This window comes from Caballeronia sp. M23-90 (assembly GCF_053574605.1).
The window spans coordinates 19,232-36,359 of sequence record NZ_JBSIPA010000017.1 but is presented as its reverse complement, the minus strand read 5'-3'; the positions used below and the strand labels follow the sequence as shown (position 1 = coordinate 36,359).

Here is a 17,128-nt window from a genome sequence, read left to right as displayed (position 1 = left end):
TAGTGCGCCCGGGAACCCGGCGCACTGGCCGCCTGGGCCGGGTTCACGTTGCCATCGGCGATCATGCTGGCTCTGTTCGCGCAGGGAATGTCCACACGCGGCAGTGCCGTTCCTGCCGGAGTTCTGCACGGTTTGACGGTGGTTGCAGTCGCCGTGGTAGCGCAAGCGGTGTGGGGCATGGCCCGGAATCTATGCACGGATACGACACGCGTTTCCATTGCCGCAGTGTCGGCCTGCATTGCCCTCGTGTGGACGAACACTTTGAGCCAGGTCGGCGTGATCGCGTTTGCCGGCTTAGTGGGACTGGTGCTATTCAAGCTAACTCCAGACTTAACCCATGACCCGCTGCCGATTTCGGTCAATCGTCGCGCCGGTGCCGTGCTTTTGAGCCTGTTTTTCGGCCTGTTGATCGGGCTACCCCTCGCGACGGCCGCCTGGCCTAACCAGATGCTGGCGATGATTAACGCCTTCTACCGCGCAGGATCGTTGGTCTTCGGCGGCGGACACGTTGTACTACCGCTCTTGCAAGCAGCAGTGGTGCCCAACGGCTGGGTGAGCAATGAAACCTTCCTGGCCGGCTATGGCGTGGCGCAAGCAGCGCCCGGCCCGCTTTTCACTTTTGCGGCATTTTTGGGCGCCGCTATGAAGCTCCCGCCGAGTGGCTGGCTTGGCGCTTCGGTTTGCCTGGTCGCTATCTTCACGCCGACGTTCCTGCTGGTTGCCGGAGTGCTGCCATTTTGGGAGCAGTTACGCCGTAGCGTGCGCACACAAGCGGCGCTCGCTGGCGTGAACGCCGCAGTCGTCGGCTTGCTGCTCGCAGCGCTTTATCGCCCAATATGGACCAGTGCGATTATCAAACCGGAAGACTTCGGACTGGCGCTAATCGCGTTCGTTGCCCTGACGTTCTGGAGGCTACCACCCTGGCTGGTGGTGTTGGGGTGTGGAGTGGCCGGGTGGCTGTTAAGTCTCATTTTCTGAGACAGGGATCTATGAGCGACAACGACCTATTTGGCGGGTTGATCCGCTTGCATGTCCTTCATCATGCGGGCGAAGAACCCATCTTCGGGCTGGGCATCATTGAGGAACTACGCCGCCACGGCTACGAAATCAGCGCTGGCACGCTGTATCCGATGCTGCATGGCCTAGAAAAGAAGGGCTACCTGCTGTCGCGACAGGAACGATCCGGAAGCCGAGCGCGGCGGGTCTATGAAATCACGACTGAAGGGCGGGCGGCGCTCACCGCAGCGAAGGGCAAAGTCAAGGAGCTCTTCGGCGAGTTGTTCGAAGAAAAATAGCTGACGCCTCGGTCTAGCGGCGTAACGTGCGAAAAAATCCGTTTCGTGAGGCCACCCCTGACCCATCGAAATCCTTCGTTTCGATATAACTTGAAATATGGAAAAGATAGGTCTAACCTGTGGCTTATGGACTCCAACCTCGTTGTACGCGCCTTGAGCGCGCTCGCCCACGAATCGCGCCTTGCGATCTTTCGCATGTTGGTCGTCTCCGGACCAGACGGCATGGCCGCCGGCGAAATCGCGAGGCAACTAGGGCTTTCCCCTTCAAGCCTCTCCTTTCACCTCAAGGATCTATCACACGCCGAATTGGTGAAACCACGGCAAGAAAGCCGTTTCATCATTTACACCGCAAATTTTGACGCCATGACAGGCCTTATTGGTTTCCTGACGGAGAACTGCTGTGCCGGCGCAACCTGTGCCGCGGGCGACCTTCCCAACTGCTGCGGAGACACACCATGAAGCGCATGCATATCCACGTCGCGGTCGAGAACCTCAACGACAGCATTCGGTTCTACAGCGCCATGTTTGGCAACGTTGAGCCCACGGTTCTCAAGGGCGACTACTGTAAATGGGAGTTGACCGATCCCGCAGTGAACTTCGCAATCTCGCGGCGCGGCGCGAAACCAGGCGTAGACCACATCGGTATTCAAGTTGAAACCGATGCGGAACTGGATGAGATGAATGCGCGCTTTACTAAGGCAAAGCTGCGAGTACAGGAGCAGACGCAGACGACTTGTTGCTATGCCAAGTCGGATAAGGCGTGGACGGTGGATCCGCAGGGCGTCGCGTGGGAGACTTTCAGAACCCTTGAAGCTACGCCGGTCTACGGCGAGTCCCAAGGTCGCACGCAAGCACAAGCGCAATCAACGGCGGCATGCTGCTCGCCTGCCGAATCCATCGTGACGAACAGGAGCCGCGCATGAGCGATGAACCTTACTCGATTCTAATTCTCTGCACGGGCAATAGCTCGCGCAGCATCATGGCCGAGGCGCTGTTCAACGAGTTAGGGAAAGGCCGGTTCCGTGCATACAGCGCCGGTAGCCATCCCTCTGGTGCAGTCAATCCGTTCGCCATTGAACGATGCGAAGCGCTCGGATACGACACGTCGGGGCTGCGTAGCAAGAGCTGGGATGAGTTCGCAACGCCTGACGCTCCCCACATGGATTTTGTGATCACGGTCTGCGACCAAGCGGCGGGCGAAGTTTGCCCGATCTGGCCGGGCAAACCGATGACCGCGCATTGGGGTTTCGAAGACCCGGCAGCGTTCGAGGGCAGCGATGACGACAAACGAAAAGTGTTTGCCAAGATATATCGACAGATCATGGGCCGAGTGAGCCAGTTTGTGAATTTGCCCCTCCATGTGCTTGATAGCAACGCGATTCAGCGCGAAATGCGCGCGATTGGGGAAAGACCAGCAGAGGAATCAAATGAGCAGAACTGATACGGCGGTTGTCGGCGCACGGCCAGCAATCGGATTTTTTGAACGCTATCTAACAGTCTGGGTCGCTCTTTGCATTGGGGGCGGCATTCTGCTCGGGCAGATGCTTCCCCAACTCTTCCAGGCAATCGGCCGCATGGAAGTGGCGCAGGTCAATCTTCCGGTCGGCGTGCTCATCTGGGTGATGATCATTCCGATGCTGGTCAAGATTGATTTTTCCGCGATGACTCAGGTCAAGAGCCAGTGGCGCGGTATTGGCGTCACGCTGTTTGTGAACTGGTTTGTCAAACCGTTTTCAATGGCGTTGCTTGGCTGGATCTTCATCCGCCATGCGTTCGCGCCGTGGCTTCCTGCTGCTCAGCTCGACAGCTACATCGCCGGCCTGATCTTGTTAGCCGCAGCGGCGTTGTTGCAAAAAGCGATCGCTGCAGGGGGTGACGTTTACGCGCAACGGTCGTGGAGCTGCCTCTGTTAACTCGCGGAGGAATTGCGTAGATTCTCGATATTTGGCGGGAAGATGCGCAAGGACAAACGCAAGAGCCGCGAGCCTAAGGGCGTCTATCGAGTCAGGAACTGGCCAGAGTACAACGCAGGGCTGATCGCACGAGGCAGCTTGACCATGTGGATCGACGAGAGCGCATTCACGAGCGGGAGCGAGGCGAGACCTGTCAAGCGCGGCAGGCCGCAGGTCTACTCCGACCCAGTGATTCAGGCCGTGCTCACGCTCAAGCACGTTTATCATTTAACGCTTCGGGCTGCTCAGGGCTTTGTGCAAAGTCTTCGCAAACTTGCATTTGGGGACCTGCCGGTGCCCAACTATACGACGCTAAGCCGCCGTTCACAGGAGCTTCAGGTCACGTTGCCCGAGATGTCGAGCGGCGACCCGATTCATCTGGTTATCGATAGTACGGGCGTGAAGGTCTTTGGTGAAGGCGAATGGAAGGTGCGCAAGCACGGCTACTCCAAGCGGCGGACCTGGCGTAAGGTCCATCTTGGGCTGGACGTGAAGACGGGCCAGATACGCGCGGCGCTGATGACGCATCAGGACGTCGACGACGCAAGTGCGTTGCCGGGTTTGTTGGCGCAGATTCCTGCCAATGAACCCATCGATACGGTAGGCGGTGACGGTGCCTACGATACAAAGCAGTGCCATAAGGTGATTGACGGGCGCAGCGCTACGCCGTCGATTCCGCCACGCGAAGGGGCGAAGCCTTGGCCTGAGGGTACGCCCGGAGCAAGCTGGCGAAATGAAGCGATCAACGGAATTGCGCGAGACGGCCGGGACGAATGGAAGAAGCACAGTGGTTACCATCGACGTTCGCTGATCGAAAATACGATGTACCGGTTTAAAACGCTCACGGGGAATTGTCTTTCGGCGCGCTGCATTGGTTCACAAGCGACGGAGGTCGCCATCCGTGTTGGCATCATCAACCACATGGTCACACTTGCACGCCCGCAGTCCGTGCGTATTTCATGAATTTAGAATCGCGGGTGTACGCCCGCCTGAACTGTCGATTTTTGCAACAACGCCAGCCGCAGCGCCCTGCACAGCGATGGTTTTCGTGTGGTCGCAGCTCTGCAAGGGCGATCCCTATTTCACGCTATCGCAAGTGGCGCTGAACGACTCCATCATGATTGTGGCATTTGCACCGCTCGTCGCATTGCTGCTTGGCTTGTCGGCAATCACGGTGCCGTGGGATACGCTAATTATCTCGGTCGCCCTCTACATCATCATCCCGGTCATCCTCGCTCAACTGCTGCGCCGGATGTTGATGGCGAAGGGCGATGCCCATTTTCGGAATGTCGTCGCACGCCTCGGTCCCTATTCAATCTGCGCGCTGCTCGCGACGTTGGTACTGCTCTTTGCATTCCAAGGGCAAGCGATCATCAAGCAGCCTCTTGTTATTGCGATGCTCGCGGTGCCGATTCTCATTCAAGTGTTTTTTAATTCCGGCCTTGCCTACTTGTTGAATCGGCGGCTTGGTGTAGCACATTGCGTGGCAGGTCCGTCCAGTCTGATCGGTGCGAGCAATTTCTTCGAGCTGGCAGTGGCCACAGCAATCAGCCTGTTCGGCTTTCACTCAGGCGCAGCGCTGGCCACGGTGGTGGGCGTGTTGATCGAGGTCCCTGTGATGCTACTGGTCGTCGGCGTCGTCAATCACTCGCAGCACTGGTACGAAGCAAAACACAGCATCAAAGGACCACGCGTATGAGCGTCACCATTTATCACAATCCGGATTGCGGCACGTCGCGCAATACGCTGGCCATGATCCGCAATGCGGGCATGGAGCCAGAAATCATCGAATACCTGAAAACGCCGCCGAGCAGGAGCACTCTCAAGGATTTGATCGCTCGCGCGGGTCTGACCGTGCGTGCTGCGTTGCGTGAAAAGGGATCGCCATTCGCTGATCTTGGCCTTAGTGACGTTTCACTGACCGATGACCAATTGCTCGACGCCATGCAGGAACACCCGATCCTCATTAATCGGCCGTTCGTCGTCACATCGCTTGGCGTGCGCCTGTGCCGGCCGTCTGAAGTCGTTCTTGACATCCTACCTGCAGCGCAAAAAGGTACCTTTGCAAAGGAGGACGGCGAACCCGTCGTCGATAGCGAAGGCCGCAGGATCCAACAATGACGCAGGATCTTCCCAACGTCAGCACACCGCACCTGCACACACCGGACCTAAGCAAGCTCGAACCGCGCGCCGTTTCGCAACACCCGCCACGGATTCTCCTGCTTTACGGCTCGTTGCGCCCCCAGTCATACAGCCGCCTTCTGACGCTGGAAGCCGAACGCATCCTGCGCTATTTTGGCGCGGAAACTCGGGTCTTCGATCCACACGGCTTGCCAGTGACCGACAGCGTAGGCCCGGATCATCCGAAAGTGGTCGAACTGCGCAACTTATCGGAGTGGTCGGAAGGGCAGGTATGGTGCAGCCCAGAGCGTCACGGCACGCTGACGGCTGTCTTTAAGAATCAGATCGATTGGCTACCGCTAGAAAGCGGCGGTGTTCGTCCGACGCAAGGGCGCACGCTCGCAGTGATGCAAGTGTGCGGCGGGTCGCAGTCGTTTAATGCGGTGAATGCATTGCGCGTGCTCGGTCGTTGGATGCGCATGGTGACCGTGCCGAACCAGTCGTCGGTGGCAAAAGCCTGGCAGGAATTCGATGCCGACGGCCGGATGAAACCATCGGCTTACTACGACCGCGTCGTCGATGTGATGGAAGAGTTGTACAAATTCACGTTACTCGTGCGCGATCGCTCGGATTACTTGACCGATCGATACAGTGAGCGCAAAGAAGTGCATCCGGAACTTGCAACAACGCTGGCGAGCACCGCTATGAAGCAAGAAACGGTGGCCGTCAATGCTGATACCGATGACAGCGAAACGGAGTGACGGCTCGCGGGGGACTATCGCAACATGGGCGCTCGCAACCGCGCAACTCGTGTCATGGGGTTCGATCTATTACGCTTTCTCATTGTTTGTCGTGCCGATGGAAAGTGGGCTGAGTTGGAGCCGAACCGCCACAAACGCAGCGCTCTCGATCGGTCTACTAATCTCGGGACTTGCGGCCTATCCCATTGGAACCTGGATCGATCGCGGTCACGGCCGGCGCGTCATGGTCTGCGGGTCCATCCTTGCCGCGGCGATGTTGGCGCTATGGTCGCAGGCCCACAGCCTCGCGATACTGTTCGTCGTCTGGGCCGGTCTTGGTGTTGCGATGGCTGCCACACTTTACGATCCGGTCTTCGCAGTGGTCACACGCGATTTCCCTGACAGCTTTCGCACCAGAATTACATTGATCACTCTGGTAGCGGGTTTCGCCAGTACGGTTTTTATCCCGCTAACCCAAGGGCTCATCGGATGGTTCGGCTGGCGCGAGGCATTGCTCGTGCTGGCCGCATTCAATCTGGCTATATGCTTGCCGCTACACATTATCGCAATCGGCCGTGATGCGCCGCGCGAGGATGAATCAAAGCACAAAACGACGCAAAAAGCTGTCAATGCAGCAGCCACACAGCGCGCACTGCGCACACCGACTTTTTGGGCGCTCGCCGTGTGCTTCACCACGTACTACGCAACCTTCGCCGCGCTCACGTTCCATCTCGTCCCACTGATGGCGGAGCGACGCGTATCACCTGCACTAATTCTGACGACGATGGCCGTTATCGGCCCAGCACAAGTTCTGGCGCGCGTGCTGTGGTTCACGCTAGGCCGTAACCTGCGGCCGTCAATCGTTGGTATTTTGATTACGACGGCCTTCCCGGCGTCAGTGATCATTCTAATGTGCGCCGGTACATCGCCGGCGTTGCTTATCTTGTTCGCGATTGTTTACGGCGGCGCCAACGGCATGATGACGATTCTGCGCGGGACGATTGTGCAGGACGTGATGTGGACGGAGGGTTACGGAGCTGTTAGCGGACTGCTTTCGATGCCGTCCAACATTGCCAAAGGCGTTGCGCCGATTTCTGCCGCTGCGATCTGGAAGATCGGCGGAAATTATTTTCCGGTCGTCTGGACCGTGTTGCTCGTATCGCTGGTTTCAGCGTTTGCGTTCATCCTGACGATACATTGCGCTTCAAGAGAAAGGCTCGGCGATGGCCAAATCACCTTCAAGTAGTCCGAGCACGTCAAACCCCTCTCACGACGGATTTCCATGCAGGGCAAACGCAGAGCGAAGCATGCTTCGCTCCGAAGAATGACAGAGACTGAGCAAAGTCTTTCGCAACATGCGCTTTGGTTCGTCGCTCTATGCGCGCATCATTGAACGTCAAAGTCTCACCCGATAACTATGTTGCCCTTAGACCCTAGAAACGTCACCGAGGTGTCCTGGTTACACAAATGGGCGACATAGGATTGGAGGCGAGATAATACATCCTATGTCGCTAGCGACATAGGATGTATTGCTCGGGTCTGATATCACCGGATCTTGATTGCAGCATCCCGCCTTCACACGAGTTGGCGTGGTGGAAGAGTCTCCGCATCACGCTCTCATAATTGCCGATCGTAATGCCCGACCAGTGGTCGCGATGCGGATAGCAGTTTTTCTCATAGGTTCTTTCGAACAACGCGAAAATCCATTCGCCATCAGCGCGTTGAAACGCGCCAGCGCGCTTGCCCGTCAAAACAGTTGCACCCATACGAAGCTCCAGAATATTTGATGCGGAGCAACCCCCAACGGGCTGCGTACCCGCTGAGGTATAAAAGGCTGTGCTTAACGCAGCCGAGCGAACAAAAAAATGCCGACTCCTTGAAGGGAGTCGGCGGATTACGAACAGATAAAGACGATCACCACGGGATAGGTTCAGCCTCGCCCTTCTGAAGCTTCTTCTTCCGTGCTTTGGGGGCCACGTATGCGTAGCCGAAACGCGCCCAGGCAGAGGGGTCGATCGGGATCGGGTTCGTTCTTCCCGTTGCGAGGTTCACGAACACGCCCGAAAACGGCACCGCGCCCGTCCGAAACATCGTCCAGAGCAGGTTGAACGCTTGGACCGCGATCGCCTGATTGATCACCAACGACTGCTTGCGCAGTGCGTCGGCCATCGAACAGGACGGCGTTTCATCCGTTGCGTCGAGCGCAGCGTCGATCAGATCCGGAAACAGCTCGCCAACATGCGGCAACCGCTCCGGTCTTTTCTTGGCTTCGCTCAACGCCATCAGCTGGCCGATCACCACTTGGCCACGGTCCGTGTCATTCCCGCAGTCGAGGTAATAGACGTTGGCGCTGCGGGCGGCCTCAACAATCGATCCCCGCGCCGCACGCGTATCCACGCAGCCGATGATCAGGTCCGCGCTGTAGCAATTCACATTTTTCGTGAACCGCTGCGTCTCGGCGCGCCAGTTGGTACCCATCAACGCATTTAACCGATTGACGATGAGCGAAGCTTTGTATTCGCCTACGTCGTTCGGATAAAAGCCTTGCCGGCCAACGTTGGTGGGACTCACCGTGTCGTCATCAAAGACCGTGCAATCGATGCCGCCCGGATGCCCCAGTTCCACCATCGCGTGGTGCAACCGAGCAAGACTCGGCAACACAGCGCTTCCAGTGCCGCCGGCACCCACCACGATCACTTGCCAGGGCCGCGACAACATATGCGACGGGATCGCGTGACGAACCTTCATGGCTTCGCTCATACAGCCCCCGCCAACTTGCTGATCCGGTACCACGCAGCCGGTACGCGCTCGACTTCCTCGAAGATGCCTTTTGCGCACAGCCGAAATGCAAAACTCGGCACGTGCGCGGCGCAATTTCCAACGACAAGCGAAAACTTGATGTCGTGCTTGTCGTCTTCGTTGTCAGTACTCGAGAAATACGCCGGATGCCGGCCATGTGAATGGCAGTCGATGATCAACACCTCATCGTCGTGCCGTTCCGGCCGGTCGTACTTCAATGAGCCGCTCGACTGCGAGAGGATCACCACCGGCAGAAGCCGAAACTGACGCGTCCTGGTGCTCCAAACGATCCATGATCCGGTTTCGTTGGGGTACGCAGCGCGCGCCATAGCGACAAACTCGCCAATCAGCTCCTCGGGCACGCGACCACAAACCAGGTTCGTATGCTCTTCCACCCTGCCATACGGAATGGGAATCGACGCCGTGAAGCTGGCGACGCGCCGCACAAGTGAGATCCACGGAAGGCTGATCTCAAGGAATACACCGTTTTCACCAACCAGCAACCGCTCGCCGGCCGAGGTCATGGGTCCAACCGGCTCGCGCCGGGGAACCATGACCGTCGGAAACGAGCGCTGCAACACGCTATCTGCTGCATTCATATCAACGCTCCTTGCCGGCGATCAGTGCGCCGAGAGTAAATTTCATGGAAACAAGTGACTTCTTTGGGAATTGCTCGCCGAACGTGCCGTCGAGCATCGCCTTCCAGAAGGCAAATTCACCCTTGGGATAGGAAACACGCTTGCCGCCGTGATTGGGGTGCGTGAAGGCCGATTCGAAAAAGCCGCTCTCCCAGCCGGCGATCGAGGAGACGTCAATTTGCTTCGGAACATGAGCCGATCCGATGCAAATCTTTCCGAAATCCCAGGTGTTAAAGTAAGGCGGTTCATGCAGCGTCGAAGCCGGGGTTGGGCGGCTGTCTTCTTTCAGCGCGAACACGCTGAATCCGTTCGACGCTGCTCTGAACACCAAACCCGGATGCGGCACGATCGCGCTTCGCTTGCCGATTTCAGGGCAATCGAAGAACACGCGTCGCATCCCCGGTCTACACCACCACGTCACCGCGTCTTGCGACACCGCGAGCACTGCTTCTGGAAGAAACTCAGCTCTCGGTGCCGCGTTTTGTGACAGTTCCGTCAGGCATTTCAGAAGCGCTGCGCGATCAATTGGCCGTCCCGCGCCAATCGATGCCCGACCGCCCTTTCCAGGGTTGATCGGATGCACCGTCCCGTAGTGCGCCGTATGATCCCGGCCGCTATAAAGCAAGATGGCGCTGGTTGCGCACACCTCTTCCCGGCGATCTGAGCCGATATCCAAACCTTTCATATGAAGCTCCGATTGGTTATGCCGCAAGAGCCGCGATGACGCGGTCCAGTTGGCCAAGAATAGAAAATGCCAGCGACCAGTCCGCGTACTGCTTGCGGATGGATTCAGGCGTAGAAGCAAAGGGAATGAAGCCGTAAAACGTCGAGCCTTCACCGCTCTGAGAGAGATGCTCATAGTGGTCATCGAGCAGCTGGCTGATTCGCGGATTGTCACTGGCGATCAGCGTCGCTGCCGCGAAGCAACACTCTGGTCTCGCTTGCAGATCGAAGAGACACCGGCGTCCTGTCCGATTCAACAGAAGCGTCAATGCTTCGAGCTCGCGACAAAAGCGACGCACCGACCGAGGACCGCACTGCTGCAACTGCCGCAGCGACGCGGCACTGAGCGCGGGCGTAAGAGAAAACTGATGCGTCTTTCGGTTGTAGCGGCCGACGTCCATGTCTTTCGGACACAGCTCGTCGCGGACCACCGAGGGAAGGTAGTTTTCCAACTCCGCCTCATCGTCGCCAAAGCGATCCTTGAGGATTTCAAGCACGTCCTCATCGGAGGCCCGACTGTCGCCGTCCCAGTAATACGAAGAAAACATCCCGAGAAACTCATCCGGCGTTCGAACCCAGATCGTTCGGCCCATCGCGCGATTGATCAATGCCATCGTGGTCGGGACCAATCTGGGGTGAGCCGCGCGAAGCTGCGCCACCTTCTCGCCGATATCGAAGATGTTTTCTTCCTGCATTTCGATACCGAGATACAGGGGCGAAGTGGGCTCGAAGTCACGCGAGTCGTACTGATACTGCATCTGCTCGCGCACGGCTTCGACGTCGTGGATCACAAAGTCGAAGTTGAGGCACTTGAGCCGTGGCATTTCCCGCTTTGTCCAGGCAAAAAAACCTCGGGCAAACGCCTGGCCGGCGCTCGAGAATCCGGGAACGTCACGTGCCCGTATGGGACCCGTGACGAACTGGTCGGAAATCAAACGGCAGACATCCTGTTCCGCCCGCCAGCGCATTACCGCCGAGGTCGGAACCCCGGAGGCGATGGCCGGAAGCGTCAGAAAATCATGGGCAGGTCCACGTCCGGCAGCGGCAGCGCGTTTCGATTGCCATTGGGCTCCCGCGACAGCGATGAGCGCACCAGCGTGCTGAGGATCGAAGAGCATTCGCCGATCTCCTTATCATGAAAAAAAACCGCCCTTCCGGGCGGCTCGTTAGTGGATGTGGCGTTGTCCGGGTCGGATAACGCCTTGAGTAACTCGCGCTCACGCATGGCAGCCTTTGGCACCGGCCGCGCGCACGAACTTGAACCGCATCACCTCGCCCGAGTACTCCGGGCCGTCGATGGCGGCTGTGGTCAGCTCCGGATACTGCGCGGAGTAAAGGTCGCGGACCTCATCCGGCGTGAAGGTCGGGCCAGGATCGGCCAGATTCACGCCGTTGTAGACAAACTCGCGAAGCAGCTTGGCAATAGCAATGGACATGTGAACCTCAGTCGAAAAGTGAAGTCAGGTCGGTACCGGATTTTTCTGCTGCCGGCGCGACGGTCGATGTTGCTGCGGTGGTAGCGGTGGCAGCGGTGCTTTGCTCGCCATCAGCGTTGTCATCCGCGTCGTCTTCGTCCGATTCGTTGTCGGAAGACGGTTTGGCGGCGGCCGCAGGGGTCACCTTCTTACCCGACAGCGCCTTCGTCGCCTTCGTGACTTGCGTCGTTTGGGCGGCTTCGAGAATCGCGGTGGTCGCTGCGACCTGGTCGGCGAGCGACACGCGCACACCCGTGTATGCGGCGAGCGCATCCGCAAATCCCGCATCGAGCTCAGCTGCCGAAGCAGTGAGCACGAGCGGTTGCAGCATCGCGGCATCCTTCGCCGAGCCTTCCGGCTTGACGAACACCACGACGTCGTCGCCTTTCATCTGCAGCGAAAGCGTTAGCTTCGTGCAGCTGCGCAGCAGCGGTTCGAGAGAAACAAACATGGGAAAACTCCTAAAAAAGAAAAAGACCGCCACGAGGGGCGGTCTGAACAAGATGGAACAGCAGGTCGATGCGCAGGGAGCGCATTTAATACTTGAGCACCTTCGGCAGCTTGCCCGTGTAATCGAAGCCTTCGACGGCCAGAAGCGCGTCGATGACCTCGGCCTTGGACTTGCCGAAGACTTTCTTGAAGTTGTCGCCGAGCGCGGCCTGGAGGCCGAGCTCGTTGGCAACCACCATCATTTCCGACTTCGTGATCAGTTCTAGAAACTCCTTGCAGAGCTTCCAGTGCAGACCCAGATCGAGCTTGTGGTGCTTGCACAGCTGCGTGAGGTAGTTGACGTCCAGCCCTTCGATCGCGGCCACAGCGATACCGATCATGGCTTTGTCGAGCGTGTCGTCCGACGCAGCTTGCACGGCTGTCACCGATTTCGTCACGTCCTTCGAGGGGATGCGTTCTTCAGTCATCTTTTCCCAGATGCCAGAAAACGTCTGTTCCTCGATGCAGCGCGCGTTGCCTGACAGCACGATGGCGACCAGATATTTGCGTGCCGTCGCCGGATCCCGACCGACTTCGCGACGCAACGCTTTGCGCCAGAGCGCCACGCGATACGTCTTCATCTTGTCGGATTCAGCAAACGTCGTGACGGAAGCGTTAGTGGAAGGAGTACTGGAGCCTGGTGCACCGGCCGTTTTCTTCGCCGGGGCTACACGTGCACCGCTACCGGCTTTCGCCTCGGTACCCTGAGGTTGGCTTGCAGCTTTCTCAGCCTGCAGGCGTGCGGCCACCTTCTTCATGTTGCAGACGGTGTCGAAGCACTGGCCCTTGTAGACCTTGCCCATCGAATCAGGCAGGCCGCTGACCGCCGCGCCGTAGTTCTGGCACGCGTGGCAGGCGATTGCCTGTTCGGCACCGACGCCTTTCGGGCCGTCAACTGCAAGCTGAACGCGCGTTTCGTTGTCGCCGGCGCGCACAATACGCACGACCGGGTATTCGTCACGCAAGCCAGTCACAACCGTTTCGAGCTGCTGCTCGCTTTTCTGGTTGTAGCAAACGCGGTTAGTGCAGTTTCCCGTCGTGATCGCCTCGCCGAACATTTCGCCCTGATTGGCCGAATTGTGGTGGCAGCCTGCGCAATCGGTTTTGTCGAAGATCGCGGCGGACAGGGAGCAAGCAACCTGTTCGATCGTCTTCTTGATTTCGCCGACCGATTTGCCTTCCTTGATGATCACAGGCAGCAACTTATCCTGTGTCTCTTTGGGGAGTGCCGCTAGCAACTCGGCATGACCGAGCTTGATCGTGCGGGTGTTGAGCGCTTCCAACACGCCATTGCTGCAGTTCATGAGCGCCAGTCGCGCTTCGAGAGTCGCGAGCGACCAGCCAATCATGCGCGCCGCTTCCTCACGATCGCCCTTACAGATGCCAACTTGCTCGGCCGCAGCAATGGCTTCTTCGGACGGTGCCATGTTGGCGCGCTGCACGTTTTCGATAAGGGCGAGCTGCTTCGCTTCGGCCTCATCGACTTCCTTTAGCGTAACGGGGATCTCGTAATCTTCCCCGTGAGCGATCATCGCGGCTCTGTATCTGCGTTCGCCGGCGATCAGGACGACAACACCATCTTCGTCAAGACGCACGATGATCGGAGTACAGACGCCTTTCACCTGAACGGAAGCCACCAACTCAACCATTTCTGCCGGGTCAAAGTACTTGCGCGGGTTTGAACGAACGACGATTGCCTTAAGGGGCAATGTCGGCTGCTTTTGGGCCAGCAAGGAAGCCACGAATGCGGCGCTTGCGGGAGTTTGCTGCTCGACGGCGGTAGGTTGTTGCATGGGACAGGCTCCAAGAGAGGGAACCTGCCCGTTCGGGAGAGGTTCCCGAAGGGTTGCACAACGAAGAGAGAAGATTGGCCGAGGTGATCGGCGAGGGTCGATGCGTCAGGGACGCGGGTGATAGTGAAACAATACCTGCTACATCTGCCCGCCTAGATCAGAAAGGTGGTCAAAACATGGTGTCTTTCGGTGAGCCTCCTGGACTGCGCACAACTGCCGCGGCGCGACAGCATTGGTACGACAATCACAATCCGAGACCTCATTCTCTGCTCTTCATGACAAGTGAATTTGGTATCCGAAGAAGATGATCCGTTTCGTTTCGATGGATACTAGCGACCTTCGCTGCTCGAAAAGTCAAAAGAGACAGCCGCGTGCTTTCCTTTCTCGGAGCATTTGATGGTAGATATTTCACATGAATCTCCTATCCAAACCGAGTTGCGCCTTCGCACCGTAATGAAGGTTGCGCGCCTTAAATTGTATCCAGGTCTCTATGCCTTTGAAGAGTTTGCACTCGGCTCGTTTCCAAGCGCTGCACGTGCTGATGCTCTTGCGCTGGTGCGCGACGACAATATCTGGAGTCAACTTGTTCCGTGTGAAATTCATGGTCCAGACCTTTTCGGGGTCTTTCGATTTTACTTTCCAAAGGGTGCGGATAACAGTGGGTTCGTAGGATGGCTCGCGACGCACCTCAAGCGGAAGTTCGGAACTGGAGTCTTCGTGACATGCGGACAAAATAGTGCGGACGGAGGCATTTTCGACTACTGGGGAGTACCTGCTGTCCTGGCACACGAAATATTCGAAGAAGTTGAACTTTTGATCCACCCTGCAAACGCATTGGAAGAATAGATTTCGCCTTGCCACACACTTCGATGTCGTCGAAACCACCGACGACATAAACCCGGCACTCGGCCGTGATGTATTTCAATCAAGTTTCGCAAAACGCTCCGCTCAGAATCTGAGCGGGCTTTCCGCGACCGACTCTAGCCGACCTGCAGCCGCCGTTTGCCTCCGTCACATCGTAGTGGCTGCTTCCAGAGTGTATTGGACGCTCACGACACCAATTTGATCGGAAATTTTTCGACCAAACGACTATCCTGCCGTCTACGGCGCGATGAGTTGAGTCCTGCCTCTAAAGCTGACTCAACCGAAACGCCGACGGCAACTAGGCCCGGCAGTCGCTTCTTGCCCCAAATCGCCCGCTTGTAGCCGCAAGCGCATCATTCAATCAGTCGAAGTATGTTCGAGGCATACCGGTGTTGAGTAGTCGCCATCCTTGGCGGTACTCGAAGAAGTCCACGCCATTCACGTCAAGACCACCTGTCAAATAGTCCACGCTGTAAAGGATGGCGGCAACACTCGTTGTGATCCTGCGGAACGGGGAAAGTGTTTCCCTAGCAGAAAGGTCGATGATGCCTAAATTTTCGACTTTGCCCGGTGCAACGACTCCTATATGGCTTGATGAATCGAAAGTCACGATCGGACAGTTGTTCGGGCTAACGGCTGTATCGGTTTCGGCAGGCAAAGCATCGTCTTCCGTGGCGTGGAAAATCACTTGCGAAAAAAGTCCGGCCATTTGCATTGCGTAGCCTGCGTACGTGATTAACCCGCTTCCAATAAAGCGAAGAGTGCCTATCCGCACAGCAATAGCTCTCCAGATTCTTACCAACTCCGCGTATGCATCAAGCGCTTCCTCCGCAGTGGGCATTGATAGCGCCGGTGAAGTTGTGCCGATTTTTGCGTGAAAAAGATTGCACCGCATTGCGGTGTAGTGGCGCTCCATAACGTAATCCACTATGTTCACGCCGCTCGGGGCCTCTTGGGATAGGTCCAGAGTGCTGGTGATTTGACTTAGCGCCCGGCGGAGCCAAATACCTTCCTTATCCTTCGGACTTTTTGGCACCTCCGTCGAAAGCAGAACCTCCAGACCGAGCCACAAGTTGCGATAGGCTTCGTGTGGGCCTCGACTCGCCTGGGATAGACGATAGAACCGAAGTGCGGAAATCCATTTTGCAGGGGGAGAAGGAGGCTGCGAGACTATCCGACCGTCGGGGCCGGTTTGGATAATCGTTAGTTGGATTGACATCGGATTGTCAGCCGTAGCCATCCGTTCAATCACAGACTTACCATCCCGCTCAAATAAAAGAATGTGAGAGCGTCCGGGTGCCCCGATCTCTATGGTTGACGCGTCCTCGAATGAAAGAATGTCAAGAAAACGTTCTGCCTGTTCGTATCCCTCGCGGAGCGTGTCTTCCCTGCCTAGCGACTTCTTTTTTCGCGCTACGAGGAATCCGCTTCCTCGACGCAGCTCGAATTCCCAATCGTCTAGTTGATCAACCTTGCTAACCGTGCTTTCGGCTGTTAAATGGAGGGCGATAGCCGATTTGTACCTCGTCTCGGAACCAAGCCCATCTAGGAAAATGCCGTCAATCGAAGCCATTTTTAAGTTTCTTTGATAAGCCATGAAATCATGCGGCGAGGTACCTGCTTCAACTTCCGAAAAAAAGGTAATGTCATCTGATACGCAGACACGCTCTCTAGCGGCACGGTCGATTCCGTACGGCGCTGGGAAGGCGCCTACCAAGCCTGTCCGCCCGTCGGCCGGAAGAATTTGGGCGGCAAGTGGATTATCGGCCGCTGCTCTTTAGTCTTTAGGGGCTGAGGAAACAAAGTATGTAGGCCCTAAACACTTGTGACTAGCCCCCCGCTCGGGCTTGCTCGCGAATCGGATGACCGTCTGCCGAGTAGCAGCGGACATTAGACCGTCCGCGCGCTTGTACAAGTAAATGTCGCATTGTGGCCGACTCGGGACTCTCGCGATTCGCTCAACACATGTCGCAACAACGCTTCGATCGGGCCGACAGGTGCCGTAGGGGTCGATGCGCCGTCAAGATCAACAGACCAGCCCTCAACTGCCAGCCCCTCAACGATCATCCCCTGAGCCTATGGCCCGCGTCTGACCGCTCCTTGCCAACGTATAACCGGAATCATCTCCGATCCCGTATTTGGAGAGAGGCACGCTCAGACATTTACTTACATTTCTAACAGCTCGCCTTGTCCACGCTCACGGTGTCGTGCCGTTAACTAATCGTGGGCGTGAGCTGGG

Annotated in this window: 20 protein-coding genes and 2 pseudogenes; 12 read left to right on the top strand and 10 right to left on the bottom strand. The window is 57.3% G+C overall.

The features are described from left to right. Window positions 1-18: 18 nt before the first annotated feature. The 11 genes and pseudogenes from chrA to ACRXB1_RS03580 all read left to right on the top strand — a co-directional run. Window positions 19-978 (top strand): annotated as a pseudogene (chrA, locus tag ACRXB1_RS03630) (chromate efflux transporter); the annotation flags it as partial. 11 nt (window positions 979-989) lie between these two features. Further along, entirely contained in the window at window positions 990-1,295 is a 306-nt protein-coding gene (locus ACRXB1_RS03625; RefSeq protein WP_449491131.1) for a PadR family transcriptional regulator, read from the top strand. Window positions 1,296-1,421: 126 nt separating this feature from the next. Further along, window positions 1,422-1,754 carry an ArsR/SmtB family transcription factor gene (locus ACRXB1_RS03620; protein WP_449491130.1) on the top strand — a complete coding sequence of 111 codons (333 nt, stop codon included), beginning with the start codon at window positions 1,422-1,424 and terminating at the stop codon, window positions 1,752-1,754. Further along, window positions 1,751-2,218: an ArsI/CadI family heavy metal resistance metalloenzyme gene (locus tag ACRXB1_RS03615; RefSeq protein WP_449491129.1), complete on the top strand. Its 468-nt coding sequence runs from the start codon at window positions 1,751-1,753 to the stop codon at window positions 2,216-2,218. The genes ACRXB1_RS03620 and ACRXB1_RS03615 overlap by 4 nt, the downstream gene beginning before the upstream one ends. Further along, entirely contained in the window at window positions 2,215-2,736 is a 522-nt protein-coding gene (locus tag ACRXB1_RS03610; protein WP_449491128.1) for an arsenate reductase ArsC, read from the top strand. The genes ACRXB1_RS03615 and ACRXB1_RS03610 overlap by 4 nt, the downstream gene beginning before the upstream one ends. Then, entirely contained in the window at window positions 2,723-3,208 is a 486-nt protein-coding gene (locus tag ACRXB1_RS03605) for an arsenic resistance protein (protein ID WP_449491132.1), read from the top strand. Before ACRXB1_RS03610 ends, ACRXB1_RS03605 begins: the two co-directional genes overlap by 14 nt. 42 nt (window positions 3,209-3,250) lie before the next feature. Beyond that, window positions 3,251-4,210: an IS5 family transposase gene (locus ACRXB1_RS03600; protein ID WP_449491127.1), complete on the top strand. Its 960-nt coding sequence runs from the start codon at window positions 3,251-3,253 to the stop codon at window positions 4,208-4,210. A gap of 55 nt (window positions 4,211-4,265) precedes the next feature. Next, a pseudogene (locus tag ACRXB1_RS03595) lies at window positions 4,266-4,946 on the top strand (arsenic resistance protein); the annotation flags it as partial. Further along, complete coding sequence (gene arsC, locus ACRXB1_RS03590; protein WP_449491126.1) at window positions 4,943-5,368, top strand: arsenate reductase (glutaredoxin); 426 nt, start codon at window positions 4,943-4,945, stop codon at window positions 5,366-5,368. The pseudogene ACRXB1_RS03595 and the gene arsC, both read left to right, overlap by 4 nt. Further along, the gene (gene arsH / locus ACRXB1_RS03585; RefSeq protein ID WP_449491125.1) at window positions 5,365-6,129 is read left to right on the top strand and encodes an arsenical resistance protein ArsH; all 765 of its coding nucleotides are present in this window, start codon (window positions 5,365-5,367) and stop codon (window positions 6,127-6,129) included. Before arsC ends, arsH begins: the two co-directional genes overlap by 4 nt. After that, a complete protein-coding gene (locus ACRXB1_RS03580; protein WP_449491124.1) occupies window positions 6,098-7,354 on the top strand; it encodes an MFS transporter in 1,257 nt (418 codons plus the stop codon). Before arsH ends, ACRXB1_RS03580 begins: the two co-directional genes overlap by 32 nt. Window positions 7,355-7,619: 265 nt before the next feature. Here the strand turns inward: ACRXB1_RS03580 and ACRXB1_RS03575 are convergent, their stop codons facing one another. From ACRXB1_RS03575 to ACRXB1_RS03535, 9 genes are all read right to left on the bottom strand, one after another. Beyond that, a complete protein-coding gene (locus ACRXB1_RS03575) occupies window positions 7,620-7,874 on the bottom strand; it encodes a hypothetical protein (protein WP_449491123.1) in 255 nt (84 codons plus the stop codon). A 148-nt stretch (window positions 7,875-8,022) separates the two neighbouring features. Next, window positions 8,023-8,868, bottom strand: a complete 846-nt coding sequence (locus tag ACRXB1_RS03570) for a PRTRC system ThiF family protein (RefSeq protein ID WP_449491122.1) — start codon at window positions 8,866-8,868, stop codon at window positions 8,023-8,025. Beyond that, the gene (locus tag ACRXB1_RS03565) at window positions 8,865-9,506 is read right to left on the bottom strand and encodes a PRTRC system protein A (RefSeq protein ID WP_449491121.1); all 642 of its coding nucleotides are present in this window, start codon (window positions 9,504-9,506) and stop codon (window positions 8,865-8,867) included. Before ACRXB1_RS03565 ends, ACRXB1_RS03570 begins: the two co-directional genes overlap by 4 nt. A 1-nt stretch (window position 9,507) precedes the next feature. Continuing rightward, entirely contained in the window at window positions 9,508-10,230 is a 723-nt protein-coding gene (locus ACRXB1_RS03560) for a PRTRC system protein B (RefSeq protein WP_449491120.1), read from the bottom strand. Between the two features lie 16 nt (window positions 10,231-10,246). Further along, window positions 10,247-11,236, bottom strand: coding sequence for a PRTRC system protein F (locus ACRXB1_RS03555; RefSeq protein ID WP_449491119.1), 990 nt, complete (start codon window positions 11,234-11,236; stop codon window positions 10,247-10,249). Between the two features lie 41 nt (window positions 11,237-11,277). Next, the gene (locus ACRXB1_RS03550) at window positions 11,278-11,493 is read right to left on the bottom strand and encodes a hypothetical protein (RefSeq protein ID WP_449491118.1); all 216 of its coding nucleotides are present in this window, start codon (window positions 11,491-11,493) and stop codon (window positions 11,278-11,280) included. Then, window positions 11,486-11,704 (bottom strand): PRTRC system protein C, encoded by a 219-nt coding sequence (locus ACRXB1_RS03545; RefSeq protein WP_449491117.1) that lies wholly within the window; start codon window positions 11,702-11,704, stop codon window positions 11,486-11,488. Before ACRXB1_RS03545 ends, ACRXB1_RS03550 begins: the two co-directional genes overlap by 8 nt. 7 nt (window positions 11,705-11,711) lie before the next feature. Continuing rightward, window positions 11,712-12,194 carry a PRTRC system protein E gene (locus ACRXB1_RS03540; RefSeq protein ID WP_449491116.1) on the bottom strand — a complete coding sequence of 161 codons (483 nt, stop codon included), beginning with the start codon at window positions 12,192-12,194 and terminating at the stop codon, window positions 11,712-11,714. A gap of 85 nt (window positions 12,195-12,279) precedes the next feature. Continuing rightward, window positions 12,280-14,025 carry a PRTRC system ParB family protein gene (locus ACRXB1_RS03535; RefSeq protein WP_449491115.1) on the bottom strand — a complete coding sequence of 582 codons (1,746 nt, stop codon included), beginning with the start codon at window positions 14,023-14,025 and terminating at the stop codon, window positions 12,280-12,282. Between the two features lie 396 nt (window positions 14,026-14,421). On the opposite strand from ACRXB1_RS03535, the gene ACRXB1_RS03530 reads away from it, so the two are divergent. Then, window positions 14,422-14,871, top strand: coding sequence for a DUF6196 family protein (locus ACRXB1_RS03530; protein WP_449491114.1), 450 nt, complete (start codon window positions 14,422-14,424; stop codon window positions 14,869-14,871). A 379-nt stretch (window positions 14,872-15,250) separates the two neighbouring features. Here the strand turns inward: ACRXB1_RS03530 and ACRXB1_RS03525 are convergent, their stop codons facing one another. Next, window positions 15,251-16,606 (bottom strand): hypothetical protein, encoded by a 1,356-nt coding sequence (locus tag ACRXB1_RS03525; RefSeq protein WP_449491113.1) that lies wholly within the window; start codon window positions 16,604-16,606, stop codon window positions 15,251-15,253. Window positions 16,607-17,128: the final 522 nt, after the last annotated feature.

What these genes read in the sequence shown, in the direction of transcription:
- ACRXB1_RS03625 (WP_449491131.1), top strand. Translation starts at nt 990, where the DNA reads ATGAGCGACAACGACCTATTTGGCGGGTTGATCCGCTTGCATGTCCTT.
- ACRXB1_RS03620 (WP_449491130.1), top strand. Translation starts at nt 1,422, where the DNA reads ATGGACTCCAACCTCGTTGTACGCGCCTTGAGCGCGCTCGCCCACGAA.
- ACRXB1_RS03615 (WP_449491129.1), top strand. Translation starts at nt 1,751, where the DNA reads ATGAAGCGCATGCATATCCACGTCGCGGTCGAGAACCTCAACGACAGC.
- ACRXB1_RS03610 (WP_449491128.1), top strand. Translation starts at nt 2,215, where the DNA reads ATGAGCGATGAACCTTACTCGATTCTAATTCTCTGCACGGGCAATAGC.
- ACRXB1_RS03605 (WP_449491132.1), top strand. Translation starts at nt 2,723, where the DNA reads ATGAGCAGAACTGATACGGCGGTTGTCGGCGCACGGCCAGCAATCGGA.
- ACRXB1_RS03600 (WP_449491127.1), top strand. Translation starts at nt 3,251, where the DNA reads ATGCGCAAGGACAAACGCAAGAGCCGCGAGCCTAAGGGCGTCTATCGA.
- arsC (WP_449491126.1), top strand. Translation starts at nt 4,943, where the DNA reads ATGAGCGTCACCATTTATCACAATCCGGATTGCGGCACGTCGCGCAAT.
- arsH (WP_449491125.1), top strand. Translation starts at nt 5,365, where the DNA reads ATGACGCAGGATCTTCCCAACGTCAGCACACCGCACCTGCACACACCG.
- ACRXB1_RS03580 (WP_449491124.1), top strand. Translation starts at nt 6,098, where the DNA reads ATGCTGATACCGATGACAGCGAAACGGAGTGACGGCTCGCGGGGGACT.
- ACRXB1_RS03575 (WP_449491123.1), bottom strand. Translation starts at nt 7,874, where the DNA reads ATGGGTGCAACTGTTTTGACGGGCAAGCGCGCTGGCGCGTTTCAACGC.
- ACRXB1_RS03570 (WP_449491122.1), bottom strand. Translation starts at nt 8,868, where the DNA reads ATGAGCGAAGCCATGAAGGTTCGTCACGCGATCCCGTCGCATATGTTG.
- ACRXB1_RS03565 (WP_449491121.1), bottom strand. Translation starts at nt 9,506, where the DNA reads ATGAATGCAGCAGATAGCGTGTTGCAGCGCTCGTTTCCGACGGTCATG.
- ACRXB1_RS03560 (WP_449491120.1), bottom strand. Translation starts at nt 10,230, where the DNA reads ATGAAAGGTTTGGATATCGGCTCAGATCGCCGGGAAGAGGTGTGCGCA.
- ACRXB1_RS03555 (WP_449491119.1), bottom strand. Translation starts at nt 11,236, where the DNA reads ATGCGCTGGCGGGCGGAACAGGATGTCTGCCGTTTGATTTCCGACCAG.
- ACRXB1_RS03550 (WP_449491118.1), bottom strand. Translation starts at nt 11,493, where the DNA reads ATGCGTGAGCGCGAGTTACTCAAGGCGTTATCCGACCCGGACAACGCC.
- ACRXB1_RS03545 (WP_449491117.1), bottom strand. Translation starts at nt 11,704, where the DNA reads ATGTCCATTGCTATTGCCAAGCTGCTTCGCGAGTTTGTCTACAACGGC.
- ACRXB1_RS03540 (WP_449491116.1), bottom strand. Translation starts at nt 12,194, where the DNA reads ATGTTTGTTTCTCTCGAACCGCTGCTGCGCAGCTGCACGAAGCTAACG.
- ACRXB1_RS03535 (WP_449491115.1), bottom strand. Translation starts at nt 14,025, where the DNA reads ATGCAACAACCTACCGCCGTCGAGCAGCAAACTCCCGCAAGCGCCGCA.
- ACRXB1_RS03530 (WP_449491114.1), top strand. Translation starts at nt 14,422, where the DNA reads ATGGTAGATATTTCACATGAATCTCCTATCCAAACCGAGTTGCGCCTT.